This window comes from Enterovibrio sp. FF113 (assembly GCF_041439165.1).
GTDB classification, from domain to species: domain Bacteria; phylum Pseudomonadota; class Gammaproteobacteria; order Enterobacterales; family Vibrionaceae; genus Enterovibrio; species Enterovibrio norvegicus_A.
Genome location: NZ_JBGONO010000031.1, coordinates 36,186 through 57,807, shown reverse-complemented (window position 1 = coordinate 57,807; position 21,622 = coordinate 36,186). Strand labels below are relative to the sequence as shown.

The following is a 21,622-nucleotide window of genomic DNA, read 5'->3' as shown; positions in this document are numbered from 1 at the left end:
CTAGAAGCTAGAAGCTAGAAGCTAGAAGCTAGAAGCTAGAAGCTAGAAGCTAGAAGCTAGAAGCTAGAAGCTAGAAGCTAGAAGCTAGAAGCTAGAAGCTAGAAGCTAGAAGCTAGAAGCTAGAAGCTAGAAGCTAGAAGCTAGAAGCTAGAAGCTAGAAGCTAGAAGCTAGAAGCTAGAAGCTAGAAGCTAGAAGCTAGAAGCTAGAAAAGCTTGTTCTCTTATAAATTGTTGTCAAATGAATTGATTAATCCGGAAATCATGGCTGAAATTTGCTTTGTTTCTTCAACCCAGTTTTTCGCGATTTCTCGTTTTAAGTAATCAATTTCTATTCCGATATAAATTTGGGTGCGGGCTTCAGCCATAGAGGAGCGTGCAATTTCGAGGAAGCGTCGTTTTTCTTTGTCACTTGAGCGCGTCATACCTTCCGCTATATTGCTAGGTACCGACAATGCTGATCGCGTCAACTGGTCACGAAAACCATAATCCTTCAACGATTTAGTTTCTATGTAAACATCCGCACACAAACGTGATGCGCGTTTCCAGACATCCAGTTTCTCGAAATTCACAAAACCTCCAAAAGCGTAAGATGTAAGCTGTAAGCTGTAAGCTGTAAGCTGTAAGCTGTAAGCTGTAAAAAATTATCCTAGTTATCAGTTAAATGAATCTTTTCTTTTTCAAATTTAACCAATCACTCTATGCTCTGCACCGCTCACAGCTTCAAGCTCTGCTCCTACTGATCGCTAATAACTTCCAGCTTTAAGCTACGCTCTACCCTGCTCCTACTGATCGCTTACAGCTTTTAACTTACAGCTATTTCCTAAAGCTTCGCTTTAGAAATACCCTTCCATTTTCTTCTTCTCCATCGACCCTGCAGAGTCGTGGTCAATCACGCGGCCTTGACGTTCAGACGTCGTACAAAGCAGCATTTCTTGAATAATTTCGGTCAGGGTTTCAGCTTCTGATTCCACAGCGCCCGTTAGTGGGTAACAGCCGAGCGTACGGAAACGCACTTTCTTCATTTCAGGCACTTCGCCTTCTTTTAGCGGCATGCGCTCGTCGTCAACCATGATCAAGGTGCCATCACGTTCAACCACTGGGCGCTCTTTCGCAAAGTACAGCGGCACCATTTCGATGTTTTCCATATAGATATATTGCCAAATATCTAACTCAGTCCAGTTCGACAGAGGGAACACACGAATGCTTTCGCCTTTGTCGACTTTGCTGTTGTAAATATTCCAAAGCTCTGGGCGTTGGTTTTTCGGGTCCCAACGGTGGTGCTTATCACGGAAAGAGTACACACGTTCTTTAGCGCGGGATTTTTCTTCATCTCGGCGTGCGCCGCCAAAAGCCGCATCAAAGCCGTGCTTATCCAGTGCTTGCTTCAAGCTTTCGGTTTTCATGATGTCGGTATGCTTGGCACTGCCGTGTTCAAACGGACTGATGTTCATGTCCAAACCGCGCTGGTTTTTATGCACAATCAAATCAAAGTCATAACGCTCGGCAAGACGATCACGAAACGCGATCATCTCTTTAAATTTCCAGTTTGTATCGACATGCATCAGCGGAAACGGGATCTTACCTGGGTAAAATGCCTTGCGAGCAAGATGCAAAAGTACTGATGAATCTTTACCAATCGAGTAAAGCATCACAGGGTTATCGAATTCCGCGGCAACTTCGCGGATAATTTGAATAGACTCTGCTTCCAAAGCCTTAAGGTGAGTTAATTTATCCATACTACTCATACTATTAAGTGGTAAACCTATATTGAAAAGTGTTCGAGCGTTCGCCCAACATTTATATGTATTGTCCTATTAACACCAAAAGTTACAAACCCAACACAGCATGGAAATGTAACCATTGGTGTCTGAAATACACGGCTAACGAGAAATAAGCTTGCGGATAAAGCCTGTTGCGGCAGCTAGGCTGAAACGACGGCTTACTGGCGCTTCCACCAGCGGCGAGTTGCCGCGCATAAAAACGGACACGTTCTCTTCGGCAGCACGTTTTGAGCACATGGTTTTCGACAACTCCCAGCGCATATCAATCGCGACATAGCCTGCATCGCTGAAACGATCGCGAACCCGCTTGTGATATTTTGGCGGTACATAGCTGTCAATAACCACGTCTTGATACTTGGCGTTTTGTAACCAAACATCCATCAGCTCATCAAAATACCCTTTTTCAAACAACGACAATGTCATTCGAAGAATTCGGCAAGGATCGAACAAGCTCTGTATTTCTTCTCGAAATTGCTGAGAAACTGTTAATTTCCCATCAAATATAGCCTTGTAAATCTGATCACCCTGCACAACCGGGAGGTGAGAGAAATGTCGTCTTGCCATGGTTGACTTGCCTACACCGGGGCTGCCCAGCAATAGAAACGCGGTTGGCTTAATCACAGACACATGAAAAAACATCCACTGAGCATGGTTGTTGGGTGTCGAAACGTCATTGTTGACTACCCCCAACATCTTCCAAGCGTGACCATTGAGCTTGTTTTTTAAGTTGGCAAAACTTGGCAAGTAACCATCACCTATTTGCCGCCACGCTTTCCCTTGCCCAGCCACTTCACCACCAAACAGTAATACCCCGTTAGCTGACAGTGTGCGAAATATCGCTTCCAGCGAGCTTTCAAACTCTTTTTCGCTCAGTGCATTAACATCGAGGTGTACAACATCATAGTGATGTCCTACACCTATTTGCTTGTCTACTGATGCCCCCCAGAAAAGGCAGTACCGAGAAAAAGCATCAGAGCGTTGGCTTAAGTCCAGCACCCTCATCCCACTGGAAATCGTGATACATAAGCTCTCTAGGTAGGTCTGATCAGCAATTTTGTACTCCACGCGAGAAGGTGAGAGTTCAATCACGACCATCCCTTACTTGCTCTCGCACGGCATTAATCAGCCGAAGTGCTAACAATTGTTTAGGGTTCTTAATCAAGGCTTCAGACAGCAACTTATCGGCAAAACGAGTTTCACCATTTTCAAAGGCAAACTCCCCAATGCTGGCAAGAATGTGCGGCGGATGAACATTGGCCGACACCTGAGCACGCTGCTCAAACGTGGCGATGCTTTTGGTGCAAATGGAGGCATAAACTTCAGTTTGTGTTGCAACCACTTGCTCTCTCTTCCACCATTTTTTCTTGCTCGGTTTGTCCTGCTCAGGGAAACAAGCCCAAAACGCCGCATTGTCGAGATAGTAATAGCGATGAGCATTAACTATTTCCGCGATATCTTCAAATAGCGCTTTGTCTTCTCGCGCAAGCCAAGAAACAACATCTAACAACGCCTGTTCACTGGCATCCTGATTTTTGTAAACTTTCACCGCACGCTGCTTCAATGCATCAAGCAACGGCAACAAGCTCTGCATCCGTCGGTTATTAATGAAAGCTTCAATGCGTTTAACATGTGCTTCATTCGCCGTTATCTGTGTTTTTTCAGGAACAACAGAAACGAAGCTGCCTTCTACCGGACGTTTTTGCAACAAACGGTGAATGTTTAACTCAAGGTGCTCAATAGGGAAGTAATTCAGTAAGCGCTTAAATTCACGCGTGGCGTAGTCATAACTTGAATTCACCAATTTGGTACTTTGTGCTGTTTCGAGTTCAAGTTGTTCTTTGCCACTAAGTAGCTCAGACAGCAAGTCCGCAATGATTGAGCCACCGATAAACAACCCTTTTCCATAAGGCCTTAACCGAAGGTCGATACCTTTACAATCATCCATCACCCTTGCCAATGCATCAACGACTGGAAATGAAGCCACCGGTGCATGAAAAGGCAAAAAGTAACTGTGAAGCTTCACGCGTTGATTGTAATCCGATTCATGCAGTTCCAACGGGTCTCGGATATAGCCAACATAGACGGCATCAGGCAACTGCTCATAAATATTCCGAAGCATTGGAAAAAAGAACTCAGAAGACAGCAACAGGGTTTGCGCATCACTGCGTTCAAACTCTGCCAGCAAAGTATTGAGTTTTTTTTCATCCAGTGTGCGGTTACCTTTTGCATCTCTGTTGGCGATGGCATCGACATTGCCGGAACTGACGCCATTGGCATCCACGGCATGTGCTGGGTAATAAATACCGTGCTGTGCGAGTGTTTCTGTATTGCTATTGCACCAAGCTTGCAAGGCGGAGCTGCCAGTTTTCCCCGGCCCAAAATGAATGACAACTTTTTTATTCATGATCTGCCTAGCGATAAGAGAAGTCTTCGCGATCCAGTGTTAGCCAGCGGCTATAGTTCGGATCGTCAAGCAAGGCTTCTCCCCAAGTGATTTGCATGTACGCGATTTCGCTTTGAAAACGCGCAATTTTCTCTGGGTTATCTTCCGCACCGCGGCTGACACTTTCATGGTGAATAAGCTCTGCATAAGGCGTCCACAAGTTACGGTAACCCGCTTCACGCACCTTCAAACAAAAATCGACATCATTAAACGCCACGGTTAAGTCTTTCTCGTTTAAACCGCCCACTTCTTCAAACACACTCTTGCGTACGGCAAGACACGCCGCCGTGACGGCGCTGAGGTTTTGGGTGATTTGAAGGCGTTTAAAATACCCAGGGTGATCACCAGGGAAATGCTTATGTGAATGCCCAGCAACGCCGCCTAGCCCAGTAATGACACCCGCATGTTGCAACGTGCCATTAGGGTAGTATAGCTTTGCGCCCACACAGCCAATGTCTGAACGGATTGCATGTGACACCATTTCACGAAGCCAATCCCCGTTTATTGCTTCCACATCGTTATTCAACAACAGCAACACCTCACCGTTCGCTTGTTTCGTGGCAAAGTTGTTAATGGCGGAATAATTAAATGGCGCATCATAGCGAAGCACGCGCACCTTGCCTTGTGCTTCCAGCGCGGCGAAGTAAGCCAACGATTCAGGACAATCACTCTGGTTATCCACCAACAGCACTTCAAATTGGGAATAGTCGTTATTCTCGTAAAGAGAATTCACACACATTTCCACCAACTCTTTACTGTTGCGAGTAGGGATAATCACAGAAACAAGTGGTGCTTTTTCTGGGATTGGCCAGCGAGCGCGATAGGTATTTGCGAGATTACCCAGTTCCACAGTAACCCCTTTAGGGCCAAGGTGGTCTCGCAAGGCACAAAGGCCTGCATCTTGCGCATAGCCTTTTTCCGATTCTGCGAACGCCGTTGACCCTGGCACTGCTCGCCAGTGATACAACACATAAGGAATATGCACCACGTCTTCCGGTTTACAATGCTCTAGGCAACGCAAGAGAAGATCATAATCCTGACTGCCTTCAAAACCCACACGACAACGACCCACTTGTTCAACCAACTCACGCTGGTAAACACCTAAGTGAGAAATATAGTTATGCGAGTAAAGTAAATCGGGGTTAAATGCCGGTTTAAAATGCGGAATATGGCGATTGCCGTTGGCATCCACCTTATCCTCATCGCTATAAAGCACACGAGCTTCGGGATGTTGTTCAAGGTAATAAGCCACACATTTAAGCGCCTCAGGATGAAGCAAATCATCTTGATCCAGAAGCACAACAAAATCAGCCGTCACCATCGAAAAACCAGCATTGGTTGCCGACGAAATGTGCCCGTTTTGCTCTTGAACAACAACAGTAATTTTAGGATCGTGAGCTAACTCAGCAAGATATTCGTCAAGTTCAGTGTTCTTCGATGCATCATCAACTAATACCAATTGCCAATTGCCATAAGATTGATTGGTGACAGAGTCAACCATCGATTTAAACTGTTGCATATTCGGATTATATGTAGGAACTACAATTGAGAAAGAAACTGGTGAGTGAAAATTAGTTAATTCCATCAACCTTAAATCGATTTCCTTAAAGTACTTTACGTCATTAGTAGGGGAAGCCCATCTAGAAAAAAATAGTATTCTATTGTACAAAACCCTTATAACCGCATTTCTCTTTAAGAAATTACTAATCCGCTCCTTAATAATCATAGAATTTCTAGCTTTCCATTTTCTTTGTTTTTTCTAATACATTATCAGAATGACTAGCTCCACCTATATCATCAGGTAAGCGAACTAAAAATCGTTCCACTTGTTGGCTTATGACAATATCAGGCATTTCTTCCTCTACAATTCTATAGTCAATATTTGGCTGATGCAGGAAAACACACCGAGAGAATGTATTAGCAAGGAATGGTATCATGTTTGAGCAAAAGCTATCTCGAAATATTATAGCTGTCGGCAGTTCCTTATCCACATTGGTTGTGACAACCCTTCCTCCTAAGTTCGTCAAACCATTTGTTTCCATCGAGAAATTTTCTCTCTTAAATCTAACCGAAATATTTTTAAAAAAACCATCCTTACAAACCTTAGACTTTAAATCACCAACAACATCTCTCTCATAATAAACAAAATCATCCTCACCCACGGGTTTGATGTCAAAGTCATCCCCGATCAGTGACATCAATTCTCTATAAGCGATATAAGCCCCATAGGAGTTCCAATGTGTATCTTCTAGTGGGTATGTTAACGGCTTAAAAGGTTTAGGCTTCAAAGCATCTAAAGGATAAACAATATTAGAGAAAAATGATTCTTCTAGAAAACCCAAAATTGAATATACATTTCTCCTGTCGGATAGGCTTACTCCAGCCGGAAGGAAGTCAGATAAAACGCACTCCTTATTTGGGGCAACAAGAAAATAATACTTAACACCTATTGATTCTAAAAATGCCTTCCTCGCTCTAATCAGATAGGAGTAAGACCTAGCATTATTTACATCTAAAGACAACCCAGTTATGTCGTCCAATATTTTATTAGTATCATTTTGAAGAAAAAAAGAACCCTTTTTTCCCTCTAAAACTTTAGTCATACCCTACACCTGACAATCCATAGTTATACCTAAGGAGAACATCGCTACAAACTGATTCAAAAACAGCAATTTCCTCATATGACAATTGTTTATATTTTTCAGCTTCCGAGCTATCAATTGGTTTAAGATTTTTTGCTTTCCAAGCATTATACTCCTCAGGTTCGAGCCCTTCATTTAATGAAGTCTTGTGGTACTGAAGCATCTCTTTCTCATAATCAACACCCAAAAACTCGGAAACAATAGATAATGTTTCCTCTGGATTTTTTACAAGGTCCTCGAATCGTAAAGTCATATGGCTAACTTTATTTAGCATTGAAAATTGCCTTTCAATTTCAATAACATTACATCGCCACTGAGATCCAATTTCTCGCATTGAAGTTGGCAATTTAGGTGCATATTTCGAATCTAATTGGCTCGCCATGACTCCTTTATATGATGCCGCTACACTTCTTCCATCTCGAATTATATGTAAAAATGATGCTTCCGGATAAAGTGAGGATAGCAACTCAACATGTTCTAGGTAGTAATTATTTTTATCTCCCACAACATCAACATTCTTACCAAGAACATCATCAATATAAAATTCATAGACACTATCAATTAAAAACTGATAGCTTTTAACTTCCCTTCTACAAAGAAAAGTTCGTAGTTTTTCAATGTCTATATTCCATGACTCGAATTTACTTGTTCGACTCAAATCATCCAAAAAATTTTCAACATTAATCGATTCATTACCATAAAATTTGTATAGCCAAACCAAAAAACCCGCCTCAGGTGGCACGCACATTTTAGAATGCCGGTTTAGCATGAGTCTAAGTAATGTCGTGCCAGATCTAGGATTACCAATAATGAAAAAACGCTTCATATTATCTTAAACTCCTCTATTCAGTATATCGATGACTTTATCTTGCTCAATAATAGTCAATGTGGGATATATAGGAAGGCATAATACTCTCTGAGATACATCTTCCGAAACAGGCATACACTGATCAAAGCTCATACTAACAACAGTATTGAGAGAAGGGTGGAAATAACGCCTAGGAAATATATTATCGTCGTTCAAAGCCTTCATAACTTTGAGAAGAGTTGATTCGTCCTTCAACAATATAGGGAAATAACTATAGTTATATTCCACGTCATGGCTGATTTTTTGGAATTGAAAGTCACCACATAACTTATCTAGGTATCGGTTATAGATTGATTTTCTGCATAACTTAATTTTATCAATATCATCTAGAACACATAGTCCCATTGCTGCATGAAACTCACTCATTTTCGCATTAGTACCTACCATTGTGATATCTCCATTTTCAAAACCAAAATTGACCATCGCTTTGGCTTTTTCATATAGCTTATCATCACTAATAATAATGGCCCCACCTTCAACTGTGTGAAATAGCTTCGTCGCATGAAAACTCAATGTAGAGATATCACCATACCCAAGAACACTACGGTTATTAAATTTAACATCAAAAGCATGGGCTGCATCATATATTAATTTAAGATTTTTTTCTTTAGCCAGCAACTCTAAGCTATCCAAATCACAAGGGTTACCAAAAACGTGAACTGGCATTATGGCGCATGTATCACTACTAACTGAAGATTTTAATAAATCCACATCCATATTGTACGTCTTTGGCGATATATCAGAGAATTTTACAGTGCAACCTGACCATAATGGTACGCTTGTAGTTGCGATAAATGAGAATGGTGTTGTTAATATTTCACCTTTACACTCAAGTAATCTTAATGCAATTTCGATTGCGATAGTCCCATTTGAAACCAACAAAATATTTTTAACACCAAGATGATTTTCAAGCCTCTTAGTTAACAATTCCACCAAGGGACCTTTATTGGTGAGAATCTTTCTTTCATATATTTCCTTTATATAATTCGCATACTTTGAATAATCTGGAAGGTATGGTTCTACAACATTTATTTTATTAATCATGAAAGGGTCCACTTGTTCTTAACAAACATTATCTTAGTGCCAATTTTCTGTAGGATTATATTTTTTTGATTTTTTTCACCACAAAATAGAGCTAAATCATAGCACTTAAATTTATCTAAACCTAGTTTTCCTGTATAAGAAAATCCACAAGATTCATTTAGCTTATATTTACTTGAGAAGTAATTGACTACATCCTTTCTTTCTTTCTGACTCAATGGAACTATTATTAACCTCCCATCACTCTCGTCAATAAATGCCAAGTTCTTTTCAACAAAATTGTCAGATGATCGATCCTTAAACATCCAACCTGCTATATTAAATTCATCTGCAGAAGTGCCAATTCTATCAATATTAAACTTCAGACCGTTATCGCTTATCCGAAATTTGCTTGCGAATAACTCCACCTTCGGACGTATGTGTGAAATAGCTTCAATTCTTTCGAAATAGTTGAAAAAGTTTTCCTGTGTCTTTCGTATTTTATCCTGCATCACTTTCGGATTATTAGAGGACCACAGCCCCTTATCGTGTATTCTATAAACCGAAAGAAGTTCTTTAACAAAACAAATATCACCTTGTTTTGCTATCAAAACATTAAAGAGCCAATCAAATGCGATTGGATCGTCATAGTATCGCTTATCGATTGAGTCTATCGCTTCTTTTTTATACAGACAGGCTGAGAAATTACCTATAATAGGAGATCTTACTATGTCATCAAATTTTAAAACTCTTGCCTGTAGTCTTTCTTGTTGAGGATGGGGAGTATATTTCCCTTCACTTTCATAGTATAACATTAGCCAATTAAAAGACATTGATGCATCTGAATTGTTTCTTAACGAAGATAATTGCTTACTTAATTTCCCATTATTATTCCAGTAGTCATCGCCTTCACATATAGCAACAAACCTACCTGTGCAATTATTAAAACAGCGTTGTAAGTTCTTCCTAACACCTAAATTCACGTCTGGGTCCATTACCTTTATGATTTCTGGGTGTCTTTCTTTGAATGACATTATAATTTCAGATGTTTTATCAGTCGATGCATCATCTCCAATGATAATTTCCAACCTGAAGGATCCGCGTTGTGACAGGATCGACTCAAGGGCTTGATGAATATAATTTTCATGATTATATGAAGTTACAACCACAGAAATAACACATTGATCTAAAATACTATTTTTGAATCCATTAAGATCGGAAGTATCAATATCATTTACGTTAAATCCATAATTACTAAAAACATCCTTAAAGATATCAGGAAATCTAGTACACAAAGTGTATAGCTCTTCAAACATTTCGTTATCAAGGTAGTGATTTGAAAGAAGTGAAAAGACATACAATGACTTTCTCATCAACATCTGAGAATATATACCACCAAAAGTATTTTCAAATGTCTTAAAGAACTCTATTTCACTAATGCCATACTTCAGATGGAGTTCAATAGGTGAGTTAGATAATGACCATATTCCATTCTCATGACGATTATAAACTCCCATTACATCATCAAGGATACGTATCTTGCCCACTTCAGCGTGCAATAAATGTAACTGCCAATCAGCAGGCATAGCCTCCAAATTAAAGTTATCCTTATTCAGTCCCCCAGGAAAACGCCATCTATACATCACTGAATTCATGTAAATAAAGTTGCCGTTTATCAGGCTTTCAAATCCGGCGACTCCTGAAATATTGGAAGGCATAATTTCATTGGCTTTCCTACTATCCAAGTGATTGACAACAACCTTATGGCAACACACACTAAAGTTTTTGTTCCTCTCAAGGAAGTTGACTTGTTTTTGGAGTTTATACTCGTCAGTCCAATAGTCATCTCCCTCACAGATCGCAACATATTTACCACTAATTTTTTGAGATATTTTTGCCAAGTTCCCAACAGGACCTAGATTTACACTATTCTTAAAGAGCGAAATCTCACCAGGGTTATTACGCTGATACTCCTCTATGATTTTCACTGTATTATCTGTTGAGACATCATCGCCAATCAATATCTCAAATTTAAATTTTGTTTTCTGCATCAGAAATCCTTCTAATGCAGATCTAATATAATCTTCATGATTATAAGTTCTACAAATTATGCTAACTAATACATTATCAGAAGAGAAATCATCTTCTGAATAATTAATATCATTTATTTGCTCCCAGTTTCTAGTGCCATTTATAATCTCGAGACGACCAACAGTTTTGAAATGCTCAAAAGCTGACGAAATGGTTCCATTTTCGACAGCTTTTCTTACATCCTCATTCCTATTTAAGTAGACATTCTCATCGAATGGTTCATAGTTATCATGAAATTTTTTTATCCCCAATCTTATCTTATCGTTACTTGCGTTTTTTGATTCTGGGATGCATTCCTTGATAATTGTGTTTTTGACAATTTTATTCAGTAGCTGCCTAAGAAACATATAATAACTCCTTCCACCATTTTTCATTTCCTAGATACCACTCAACCGTCTTACGAATGCCTGTTTCAAACGATTCCGCTGGTTTATAACCCAGCTCGTTGTTGGTCTTAGTAGCATCGATCGCATAGCGGCGATCATGGCCTGCGCGGTCTGTGACGTAGGTGATGAGATCTTCGCATTTACCATCGGATGCGGCGATCGCTTGTGGGAATTTCTCTTTTAAAGCAGAAGGTGAAAGAGGCAAATCGAAAGAGGAAAGAGAAGAGCCAGAGCCGGTGAAATATTCGTTCATTAGTTTGCAGACGACTTTTACAATATCGATGTTTGCCCACTCATTGTGGCCACCAATGTTGTAGTTTTCACCAATGCGGCCTTTCTCAATCACCAAATCAATGCCACGAGCGTGATCTTCTACATATAGCCAGTCACGGATTTGCTGACCGTCGCCGTAAATTGGCAATGGCTTGTCATGCAAAATGTTAGTGATGATCAATGGGATCAGCTTCTCTGGGAAGTGATAAGGGCCATAGTTGTTCGAACAGTTAGAGGTGGTGACTTCTAGCCCATAAGTGTGGTGATATGCACGCACTAAGTGGTCTGATGCTGCTTTACTCGCGGAATATGGCGAGTTAGGCGCATACGCCGTTTCTTCTGTGAACGCAGGGTCGGTCGGGCTAAGCGTGCCGTAGACTTCATCAGTAGACACATGGTGGAAACGATGCGGAATTACGTTTTCGCCACGTTCTTTTGGCTCGTCAATCCATACTTTTTTGGCCGCTTTTAGCAGGCTGTACGTACCCAGAATGTTGGTTTCAATAAAGGCGTCTGGGCCGGTAATTGAACGGTCAACATGTGACTCTGCCGCAAAGTGGACGATGGTATCCAGCTTGTATTCTTTCAGCAGGGTTTCGATTAGGTTGGTATCGCAAATGTCGCCATGCACGAAGGTCATGTTGGCATTGTCTGCCACGATATCTAGGTTCGCTTTGTTGCCTGCATAGGTCAGGGCATCTAGCACAACCACGTTGTCGTTTTTATGGTTAGCCAACCAGTAATGTACGAAGTTTGCACCGATAAAGCCTGCGCCACCGGTGACAAGGAGATTACGTTGAGTCATCTTAGTGTCTCTATATGATTAAGTTTTTGAATAGATGAAGGAACCTAGGTGCAAGGTTCAAGGTGCAAGGTGCAAGGTGCAAGGTGCAAGGTCCAAAGGTTCAAAGGTTCAAGGTTCAAGGTTCAAGGTTCAAAGGGCAAAGGTCAAAGGTCCAAGGTTCAAGGTTCAAGGTTCAAGGTCCAAGGTCCAAGGTCCAAGGTCCAAGGTCCAAGGTCCAAGGTGCAAGGAGCAAAGTGCAAGGTGCAAAGTGCAAAGTGCAAGGTGCAAGGTGCAAAGTGCAAAGTGCAAAGTCCAAGGTCCAAGGTCCAAGGTCCAAGGTTCAAAGGGTAAAGGTCAAAAGACAAGGCCAAGGTGTAGAGGAGTGAAATACCTATTTCTTTTCGAGCTTAATTTTCATTAGGCTTGCTATCATTCTCGATATTTCTTCTGACTCGCTTATCCACCCTTTCCCTGTCGCTTTATCGATATAATCTATTTCCATACCAATATAAATCTGGGTTCTCAATTCGCCTGAAGACCCTTTTGCGTAAGAAAGAAAATTTGCAAACTCTCTATCAGACTTTCTTTCATAACCTTCAGCGATATTTGAGGGAATCGACAATGAGGAACGTGTGATTTGATCGCGAAAACCAAAATCTTTTGAGTTTCGAAAATACCTGTATATTTGCGACGACAACCTGGCCGACCGTTTCCATACTTGTAACTCTTCAAACCGCATCAAAAACTCCTTTGCTCTTTCTTGTCCCTTTCTTCTTGTTTCTTTTACCTTGTTTCTTTCTTCTTGAAGCCGCTTGCGGCGCCCTTTCCTCTTGTACCTTTCTTCTTGAAGCCGCTTGCGGCGCTCTTTACTCTTTCACTCTTGCCGTCTGCGCCAGCTCATCCATCATCGCGCTGAGTTGCTTGCGCCAGTGGATGGTTTCTACGCCGGAAGCTTGCTCTGCCGAGGTTTTATCAATCACGCTGAAGCTAGGGCGAACGGCGGGGGTCGGGTAAGCGCTTGCTGGGATGGGGCGAACAGGAATCGCTTTTTCAAGCAAACCTTTCTCAATGCCTAACTCTTGAATCGCTACCGCAAAGTCATACCAAGAGGCGACGCCAGCATCAGTCCAATGCAGCAGCGTAGCTGCAGAAGCAAGGGACAAGGTCGCTTCGCTTAAAGGCTCAAGAAAATCGCTCTTCCCTTGATTCTTGTTACTTGTACCTTGCTCTCCCTCTCTTTCTTCTTGTCCCTTTTTGCTTGTACCTTGCGCCTCTATTTGTGCCCAAATCATCTTGGCTAGGCCTTTGGCCCAGGTCGGGGTGCCAACTTGGTCACCCACAATGCCGAGCTGCTCTTTTTCTGCCATCAGGCGTAGCATGGTTTTAACAAAGTTATTGCCATGCGCCGAGTAAACCCAAGCGGTGCGAATGATGGTGGCTTGCGCCCCCAGAATCTCCGCGACTTTTAGGTCACCGGCGAGCTTCGACGCACCATACACATTTAGTGGGTTGGTGGTATCGGTTGGCTGGTAAGGGGTGGTTTTGGTGCCATCAAAAACGAAATCGGTAGAGACGTGAACTAAGGTCACATTGTGCTCTTTACAGGCTAGCGCAAGGTTCTCACTGCCTTTATCGTTCACTGCATACGCGGTTTCTTGGTCGGTCTCCGCTTTATCAACGGCAGTATAGGCTGCCGCATTGATGACAAATTGTGGTTGTTCTTTCGCAATCACTGCAAAAACTGCTGCGTGGTCAGTAATGTCGAGCTGCTCTGCCGTCATACTCACTGCACAGATATTTTCAGGGCAGGTTTGACCTAATTCCCAAGCCAGTTGCCCGCCGTCTCCCGTAATCAGTACTTTTTTCATCTTTGGCACCTATTACTCAAATGTTGGGGCATCAGCAAAGTAAAGCCCTGCTTCGTCTTTGGCTGACAATGATGGGGATTCACCGTCAGTGATAGGCCATTCAATACCAATGCTAGAGTCATCCCATTTGATCGATATTTCGACATTTGGGTTGTAGTAATCGGTACATTTATACACAAATTCGGCTTCATCACTGGTGACATAAAAACCGTGTGCGAACCCTTCCGGTACCCAAAGTTGGCGTTTATTTTCTGCAGAAAGGAACACTCCCACCCATTGCCCGAAGGTTGGTGAGCTTTTTCTCATGTCTACGGCAACATCAAACACTTCACCGCTAACCACACGCACGAGTTTGCCTTGGGTGTTTTCAGTTTGAAAATGTAGGCCTCGTAAAATGCCTTTTTTCGATTTGCTGTGATTTTCCTGTACAAACTCACGTTCACCACAATGGTCATTAAATCGTTCGGTTCTAAACGTTTCCATAAAAAAGCCGCGCTCATCACCGAAGACCGTAGGCTCGATGATTTTCACGTCTGGGATTTGAGTTTCAATAAACTTCATTGTGACCTCAGTGGCTAGAAAAAACTTGGTGGTCGATGAGGCTCAATAGATATTTACCGTAACCGGATTTTTGCAGTGGCACAGCAATATCACGAAGACCGGCCTCATCGATGAAACCCAATCGATAGGCAATTTCTTCTGGGCAGCACACTTTAAGGCCTTGACGTTTTTCAATGGTTTCAATGAATGAAGCAGCCTGAAGAAGACTGTCGTGTGTACCCGTGTCTAACCACGCGGTGCCGCGACCCATTATTTCAACCGTGAGTGTTTGGCTTTCTAAGTAGGCATTGATCACATCGGTAATTTCTAGCTCGCCACGGGCTGAAGGCTTCACCTGCTTAGCGATTTCTACCACTTTGTTGTCAAAGAAATACAGCCCTGGTACCGCATAATTTGATTTCGGGTTTTCTGGCTTTTCTTCAATAGACAGCGCGCGTTTTTCGCTATCAAATTCCACCACACCGTACGCGGTTGGGTTAGCAACATGGTAACCAAATACCGTCGCACCTTGTTTTTGTGCACTTGCTCGGCGCAATGAAATAGAGAGATCGTGTCCGTAAAATAGGTTGTCTCCCAGCACCAAGGCAACATTCGAATCACCAATGAATTCTTCACCTAGGGTGAAAGCCTGCGCTAGGCCATCTGGTGATAGTTGCTCGACGTAGGAGAACTGCATGCCCCACATTTGGCCATTGCCGAGCAATTGCTTAAAGCGAGGCAACTCTTCTGGGGTTGCAATGATGAGTATTTCTCGAATTCCCGCTGCCATGAGCGTTGAAATCGGGTAATAAATCATCGGTTTGTCGTACACAGGCATCAGCTGCTTACTCACCACCTGAGTCAGCGGGTGAAGACGCGTGCCAGAGCCACCCGCAAGGATAATGCCTTTGCGGTTTGATTGCGTTTTTTCTAATTTAAACATAGCCAATCTCTAAGTTATTTAAGTTCTTTGATGGTTGCTAAAACCAAACGTCCGATGCCAAAAAGCATAAGGAGCAAGAGGGTAAACAACGTGATGTTGTAGGTCACTTTTGGAAATGCGTTGTCTTCCGGCAGCGTAGGAGTTTCAACAACAACCAAGTACTTGAGTTTTCTGTACGCTTCTATGCGCGCTTTTTCTAATGATATTTGTGAAGAGGTAAATGCCTGTAGCGCGAGCTCTAGGCCAATTTTTAATTCCGCATATTTCGCCAAAATAGCACCAACAGAGAGGTCCCTAACTTGGGGAATCCCGTTCGGATCGGTGAGGCCGATTTGGTTATTCGAAAGGCGAGAACGTTCTTTTAGTAACTGCTTTTCTATCGCTTGAATTTCATTATTTAGTGCCACCACCTGAGGCGCTTTCTCGCTCATGATGGTCGTCAAGGCATTGAGAGCAGATTGCCTTTCCGCAATCTGTGCTTCTAGGGTGTAGGCGATTTGTTGAATCGCCAACCCTTCGGCCTCTGGGTCAAGCAGGCTATGTTTATCTTGGAAGAACAGTAGATTGTGTTTAGCCGTTAATAGCTTTTCTTCCACTCGGATATGTTCACCACGAATAAAGGCTAATTGTGATTCCGCGAGGTCGTTGCCGATTTTGTTGATGTACCATTCAGCACGTTGAGAAATGGTTTCTGTCAGTTTTTGAGAAAACTCCGGTGCAAATGCTTGTGCTGATATCAATATCACCAGAGATTTTTCATCAATTTCTACATTGACCATTTTCCGATAGAAGTCATATAGATCTTCTTGTGAATACTGTGATTCAAGCCTTGAGAAATAGTCGACGTTGCCATTGGTGTAATGCTGATCAATATTTAGTTCCGTCAGCAAATAGTCGAGCATGTCTTTTGAATATATATAGGCTTTTGCTAATTCGGCATCTGATGCGCCCGGTACTGACACACCAAAACCGGACAGGAGTGCCATTGAGGCATCCATGGTCGCCATACCATCAGGTTGCTGAACGATAAGTTTTGCACGGCTTTCATAGCGCTCGGAAGCAATCACTATTTGATAGAAAGAGAAGAGCAATACAGGTAAGGCAACGAACCAAAATAAACTGGTTTTTAGCTGTTGTTTCCCTTTCTCTTTGGCTTTGGCTTTTAACTCACTTATTTTAGAGCGATTACTCTGAATTTTAGACAAAGATTCAGCAGCCACCGGCAATTTTTCCGCCCCTCTTCTGCCCTCTATCTCTTGCCCTCTTTCTCTCTTTAACTCTCGCTCTCTTTCCCTCTCGCCCTCTCGCCTGTTCTCTTTCGCTTTATTCAAATTATTCACGCGCACAAGAATTCGGTCAGATAGCGCTTTGTCTTTCTCAAGAAATGAAGCGGCCAACTCTTTTAAGTGTGGGATGGCATTCCAGTCTTTGGGCGAGGTTAATTCACGTAGCTCTATGAATTTCTGTTCGGTCGTTTTCTTATCAACCGCTTTTTCAACCGTGTTTGTTGGGCTTTCACTCATTTTTATAATGCCTGATACGCTTTGATTCCATCCTCTAAGCAGGAATAGAATGCTAATTCTCCGTCGTTAATCACAACGGCGCTGTCGCAAAACTCTCTGAGTTCATCCATGTTGTGGCTAACCATGATCACACTGGCTGCTTTGCTTCGCTCTAACAATGCTTGCCTTGTTTTTTTTCTAAACCTCGCATCACCGACTGATGTCACTTCGTCAATCAGATACACATCAAAATCAATGGCAATGGAGCAAGCAAACGCCAACCTTGGACGCATACCGCTTGAATAGGTTTTAACGGGCAAATCGAACTTCACACCAAGTTCTGAAAAGGCTTTCACTTTTTCTTCGTAGTCATCTAAGTCGAACACGCCGTTAATGCGTCCAATGAATCTTGCGTTTTCACGCCCAGTCATTTCTGGGTGAACGCCTGTTGCTAACGCCACAGGCCATGAAACATTGCACTCGGTAATAATTCGCCCTTTATTTGGGTATTCGCTTTTAGCCAGTAACCTAAACAGGGTAGATTTACCCGCGCCATTTTTACCTAAAATAGCGACGTTACAGTCGGTAGGAATATCAAATGTGGTGTTTTTAAATATGTATTGATTGCCGAGATTTGAGGGATAGAACTTAGTGATGTTTTCCAGTGTTATCATCGGCTAATGACCTTTTTCCAGCAGACGGTATAAACCGAAAGGGCAATGAACAGAAGCGACACTGTTACTGTCGTTAAATAGCTAAAACTCACGCCATCATAGGCAAAGCTGCTATAGGCGGAACCCCGTGCAAGTTCTATTGCCTGCAATATGGGATTCCAACTAAGGTAAGGCCACACTTCTTTTGAGAAATCTTGCAATGAGAAAAACACACCTGAGGTAAAGAATAACGGGCGTGTTAGCATCATCCTGACTCGGCCCACTTCCTTTACAAAGCCTTCGATAATTGCGAAGACAATGCCCACACTGATTGCGATAATTGACAGTAAAAAGAAGCTGGCGAGCAGTTCTAGTGGTTTATCTATGCGTATTTCAATGTTCATTAGGTACATCAGCAGAAATACAATCAGTACGACCACGATCTTCACGATCACTTCAAATAGCGCGGACGCTAAAAACGCACTGATCGGTTGAACTTGTCGAAACGCAAAAAGAGCCTTATTTTTCTTTAAGCTCGCTGCTGTTTTCTCCATCGTGGTTAAAAAAAGCTGGATGTATAACATCCCGTAAAACATGAACACAAAAATGGGAATGGTATGAACGTCCGCCCCACCCATCATGCTACGCATGTATGACAACGCAAAAATGAATGAGAGCGGGTTCAATATGGCCCAGCTTAGGCCGAATTTATCATTGAACCCGGTTCGGATTTCTCTGACGAATAGCGCGAATATGACATCGCGCCACACTTCGAACGTGTTTCTTTTTAAAATGGTTGCCATAGCAAGTGCCTTAACTTAAGCCTGCTGATTAATTCAGCACTACGTTTGCAGCAACGGCAATTTGGTAAACGATCTGGGTAATGTCTTTCACTGCTTGCATCGTTTTTGCATCAACTTTTGGCAAGATCAGTAGCTGATCTCCCGCTTGAAGTTTGGCGTTGTCTCCAAATTCAATCATTCCGTTCGCTCTGACGATCAACGGTCGTTCGTAGTTTGCCCGTTCGGTGTATCCGCCTGCCCATGCGATGTAATCGGTAATTTTGGCTTTAGGGTTAAACACGATGGCTTGTGGCATAACCACTTCCCCACCCACCTGAATTAGATCACTTTTTAGTGGAATAACAACCGTGTCGCCTTGCTCAAGCAATATGTTTGCTACTTGGCCATTGTCTGAAACCACCACTTTACCCAAGGGCTCAATTTTTCTGGCACGCTCTGTAAATGCCAACACCATTTCAGCTTCTCGGGCACGAATAGCAGCCTCACCATCGGATGATGCGGGTGCGGTAAATACACTACGCTCTAAACGCTGAAGAGATTGTTCAATCATTTCTTTCTGACGTTCAGCCACGCTATCTCGTAGGATATAAATAGAGGAATAGTCGGCAAGTGGTTGCTCAATTTCGATGCTTGCTAGTAGTGCATGTAGCCGTGTGCTTTTACTCACTGCGTAGTAAGACGGGCCAAGGTAACTGCCGCTTATTTGGATATCGAGTATTTGCGCTCTTAGGTCATCGTTGAAAATGAGCTTGTCACCATCTTTTAAGGTGTATGAGCGAAAGGTCTCCATAGTGAGGTAGGTTGAGAACGGCCCGTTCTCTCGCGTACCCATGACGCCGACATGACTCACTTTGGCATAAGGTTTGGCAAGTTCGACAAGCGATGACCCATCAATTTCATTCGTTTCTATTTCAAAACGAAACGGGTTTTTGACCGTTCCTGAAACTGAAATCGTGGGTTTTTGCTGTTCAACGAAAATGACGTCTCCGTCTTTAAAGTTGATGTTCTTCAATGTGCCTTCACGCATAAATGCATAAAGATCGACTTGGGCAACGGTGTCGCCTTGTCTCATCACTCGGATGCTTCTGTAACTTCCGCGCTCTGAATCAATGCCGCCCGCTCGTTTTAAGAAATAGAGTACGCTGTCTGAAGCAATACCTGCATATTGACCAGGGCGAATAACAGAACCCGACACATAAACACTGACTGGGGTTGCTGTCAGCAAATTGACGTAGATGCTGACGTTCTTTTTATATACCGTGCGAATTTTTTCTGTCACCACGTCGTTGATACGACTGGCGGGAGTATCGATAACCGAGATAGGGCCAACATTAGGCAGAAAAATATTGCCTTGGTTATCCACAGTGACCACTTCGGCAAGATTCACTGCGCCCCATAGCCAGATAGATAACTTATCACCGGCGGCTATTAGATAATCTTCATTCAAGCCATCGAAACGTTCGGTTTCATAGCCACCAGCAAACAAGTTGGCACCATAAGGAGGTGGCAACTCTTCACCTGACGCCGGTAATAGATCAGAAATCGCGGCTTCTCCCGGAAGCAACAAGCCACTGCGACTTTGTGTTTGATATTGCTCAGAGGGTGGAAGTGGTGTTTGTGAAATGTCCGTGTCGCTTTGTAATGAAAACCCTGCAGCACCCGGTAAAGAACTTGGGTTTGCCATTGTGCTCGTGGAGAACAAGATTACGCTTGTGATGCAGGCTCTGGCTAACAGTCTATATTTCATGATCTTGTTCATTGATTTACCGTGCCTTGCTGCATGAAGAACAATGCCATGCTCGCATCCATTTCTACGACTGGCGGCATAAGCGCCCACTGCTGATCTATACGGCAAATGACTTCACTCTTCACTGGATATATGTCTACCGCTTTCAGTTGGCGACATTCGTACCCCAATGCTGAAAAGTAGTGCTCTCCAACTTGGTATTGACTTCCATTGGGAGAAGAAATCTCAATTTGCCCCTTGTCGATAGCCTTTTCCATATCGGCTGGTAGCCGTTGATGATTGTGTGACTTAACAGGTGAGAGCAGTGGAATTGTTGCGTTGACCTCTGGCGGCGTCTGACTGCATGCGGCTAGCAGGCTTACTGAGCAAGCTAAGATGATGTTTTTCAGATACGTGTTTTTCAAACAGTGATAACTCCAATCATACGTGTGCTCACGCGCAGTGCGGTGGAAAATTGATACGCTACCGCCCTTGGGTGTCGTTCCCAATGTCCGCATTGACTCAGTTTTTTTGTTGGCATTCCTAGGCATATTGTCAGCATGCCGGCTCACCATTAGTGCCCAATTTAAGACAATGAGTAAATTTATGATGCAAGAGTCTATCATTTGATACATGCAGTTATTAATAGCAAACATCCGAATTTTGTTTAAGTGTCTCGAAATTGAGCGATTTCAAATAAATCTCTGAGTTTTAGAGAAATACCCATTTGGTAATATTCTCATCCAAAAACATAAATTAGACGCAGATCACACAAACAAACCAACGAATACACTTTTACTTACAATTTATAAAATATTATTCGCGCGACACCCCACGCTCTTTAGGTATTTTTCTTCGAGATGTTCAAACACATTCTCTCTGCTTACAGCGAAGTGAGGAGAGTACTTTTGTTCATCCATGCAGTCATCACCTCTATACAAGAGGAAAAATACTTACAAATAAACAATGAGTTGCTTTAGGTTGTAGCGTTGGTTCACTGGACTGGGCTGAAAGGTGCTTTTCTTAAATGTCATTGATCGAAAATATGCCACCTTATTCTTGAATAAAGGCAGGCATTAAGACCAAGTACGCAAAGGTTCTAACCTAAATAGGACAGAGAGAATTTCCTTCCGACAATGCTAAGTAAGATTCAGAAAGCGAATATGCATTTTCGACTCTAACTTAGTGCGTCGAGCTCGCCTTATTAGTCATTAATTGAGAGCAAATTACCCCACATAAATCTCTTTATTATTGTGGAGACCATTTATATGTTTACTTGACGCTGATTACTGTTTAGCA

At 42.5% G+C, this 21,622-nt stretch carries 19 protein-coding genes; all 19 read right to left on the bottom strand.

The annotated features are described in order from the left end of the window. Positions 1-221 precede the first annotated feature (221 nt). The 19 genes from ACED36_RS20060 to ACED36_RS19970 all read right to left on the bottom strand — a co-directional run bounded on the left by ACED36_RS20060 (position 222) and on the right by ACED36_RS19970 (position 20,748). A complete protein-coding gene (locus ACED36_RS20060; RefSeq protein ID WP_029486294.1) occupies positions 222-569 on the bottom strand; it encodes a four helix bundle protein in 348 nt (115 codons plus the stop codon). 264 nt (positions 570-833) lie between these two features. Beyond that, the gene (gene cysD, locus ACED36_RS20055) at positions 834-1,745 is read right to left on the bottom strand and encodes a sulfate adenylyltransferase subunit CysD (protein WP_039731792.1); all 912 of its coding nucleotides are present in this window, start codon (positions 1,743-1,745) and stop codon (positions 834-836) included. 135 nt (positions 1,746-1,880) lie between these two features. Then, entirely contained in the window at positions 1,881-2,870 is a 990-nt protein-coding gene (locus ACED36_RS20050; RefSeq protein ID WP_371733752.1) for a hypothetical protein, read from the bottom strand. Then, complete coding sequence (locus ACED36_RS20045; RefSeq protein WP_371733751.1) at positions 2,863-4,185, bottom strand: hypothetical protein; 1,323 nt, start codon at positions 4,183-4,185, stop codon at positions 2,863-2,865. The genes ACED36_RS20050 and ACED36_RS20045 overlap by 8 nt, the downstream gene beginning before the upstream one ends. A gap of 7 nt (positions 4,186-4,192) precedes the next feature. Further along, complete coding sequence (locus ACED36_RS20040; protein WP_371733750.1) at positions 4,193-5,809, bottom strand: glycosyltransferase; 1,617 nt, start codon at positions 5,807-5,809, stop codon at positions 4,193-4,195. A gap of 148 nt (positions 5,810-5,957) precedes the next feature. After that, positions 5,958-6,827 (bottom strand): hypothetical protein, encoded by an 870-nt coding sequence (locus ACED36_RS20035; RefSeq protein WP_371733749.1) that lies wholly within the window; start codon positions 6,825-6,827, stop codon positions 5,958-5,960. Beyond that, positions 6,820-7,692, bottom strand: a complete 873-nt coding sequence (locus ACED36_RS20030; RefSeq protein WP_371733748.1) for a sulfotransferase — start codon at positions 7,690-7,692, stop codon at positions 6,820-6,822. The genes ACED36_RS20035 and ACED36_RS20030 overlap by 8 nt, the downstream gene beginning before the upstream one ends. A 6-nt stretch (positions 7,693-7,698) precedes the next feature. Then, a complete protein-coding gene (locus ACED36_RS20025; protein WP_371733747.1) occupies positions 7,699-8,778 on the bottom strand; it encodes a DegT/DnrJ/EryC1/StrS family aminotransferase in 1,080 nt (359 codons plus the stop codon). Beyond that, positions 8,775-11,192 carry a glycosyltransferase gene (locus ACED36_RS20020; RefSeq protein WP_371733746.1) on the bottom strand — a complete coding sequence of 806 codons (2,418 nt, stop codon included), beginning with the start codon at positions 11,190-11,192 and terminating at the stop codon, positions 8,775-8,777. The genes ACED36_RS20025 and ACED36_RS20020 overlap by 4 nt, the downstream gene beginning before the upstream one ends. Continuing rightward, complete coding sequence (gene rfbB / locus ACED36_RS20015; RefSeq protein ID WP_371733745.1) at positions 11,182-12,309, bottom strand: dTDP-glucose 4,6-dehydratase; 1,128 nt, start codon at positions 12,307-12,309, stop codon at positions 11,182-11,184. The genes ACED36_RS20020 and rfbB overlap by 11 nt, the downstream gene beginning before the upstream one ends. Before the next feature lie 370 nt (positions 12,310-12,679). After that, complete coding sequence (locus tag ACED36_RS20010) at positions 12,680-13,027, bottom strand: four helix bundle protein (RefSeq protein WP_016959530.1); 348 nt, start codon at positions 13,025-13,027, stop codon at positions 12,680-12,682. A gap of 127 nt (positions 13,028-13,154) precedes the next feature. Then, positions 13,155-14,156: a dTDP-4-dehydrorhamnose reductase gene (gene rfbD, locus ACED36_RS20005; RefSeq protein WP_371733744.1), complete on the bottom strand. Its 1,002-nt coding sequence runs from the start codon at positions 14,154-14,156 to the stop codon at positions 13,155-13,157. A 12-nt stretch (positions 14,157-14,168) separates the two neighbouring features. Then, complete coding sequence (rfbC, locus tag ACED36_RS20000; RefSeq protein ID WP_371733743.1) at positions 14,169-14,717, bottom strand: dTDP-4-dehydrorhamnose 3,5-epimerase; 549 nt, start codon at positions 14,715-14,717, stop codon at positions 14,169-14,171. Positions 14,718-14,724: 7 nt separating this feature from the next. Next, positions 14,725-15,639, bottom strand: a complete 915-nt coding sequence (gene rfbA, locus ACED36_RS19995; RefSeq protein WP_371733742.1) for a glucose-1-phosphate thymidylyltransferase RfbA — start codon at positions 15,637-15,639, stop codon at positions 14,725-14,727. A 14-nt stretch (positions 15,640-15,653) separates the two neighbouring features. After that, positions 15,654-17,162: a lipopolysaccharide biosynthesis protein gene (locus ACED36_RS19990; protein WP_371733741.1), complete on the bottom strand. Its 1,509-nt coding sequence runs from the start codon at positions 17,160-17,162 to the stop codon at positions 15,654-15,656. 2 nt (positions 17,163-17,164) lie between these two features. Further along, entirely contained in the window at positions 17,165-17,815 is a 651-nt protein-coding gene (locus tag ACED36_RS19985) for an ABC transporter ATP-binding protein (RefSeq protein WP_371733740.1), read from the bottom strand. Next, on the bottom strand, positions 17,812-18,597 hold the full coding sequence (locus tag ACED36_RS19980) for an ABC transporter permease (RefSeq protein ID WP_016959523.1): 786 nt from the start codon (positions 18,595-18,597) through the stop codon (positions 17,812-17,814). The genes ACED36_RS19985 and ACED36_RS19980 overlap by 4 nt, the downstream gene beginning before the upstream one ends. Before the next feature lie 28 nt (positions 18,598-18,625). Then, a complete protein-coding gene (locus tag ACED36_RS19975) occupies positions 18,626-20,281 on the bottom strand; it encodes a polysaccharide biosynthesis/export family protein (protein WP_016959522.1) in 1,656 nt (551 codons plus the stop codon). A gap of 71 nt (positions 20,282-20,352) precedes the next feature. Then, a complete protein-coding gene (locus ACED36_RS19970) occupies positions 20,353-20,748 on the bottom strand; it encodes a hypothetical protein (RefSeq protein WP_141709911.1) in 396 nt (131 codons plus the stop codon). Positions 20,749-21,622 lie beyond the last annotated feature (874 nt).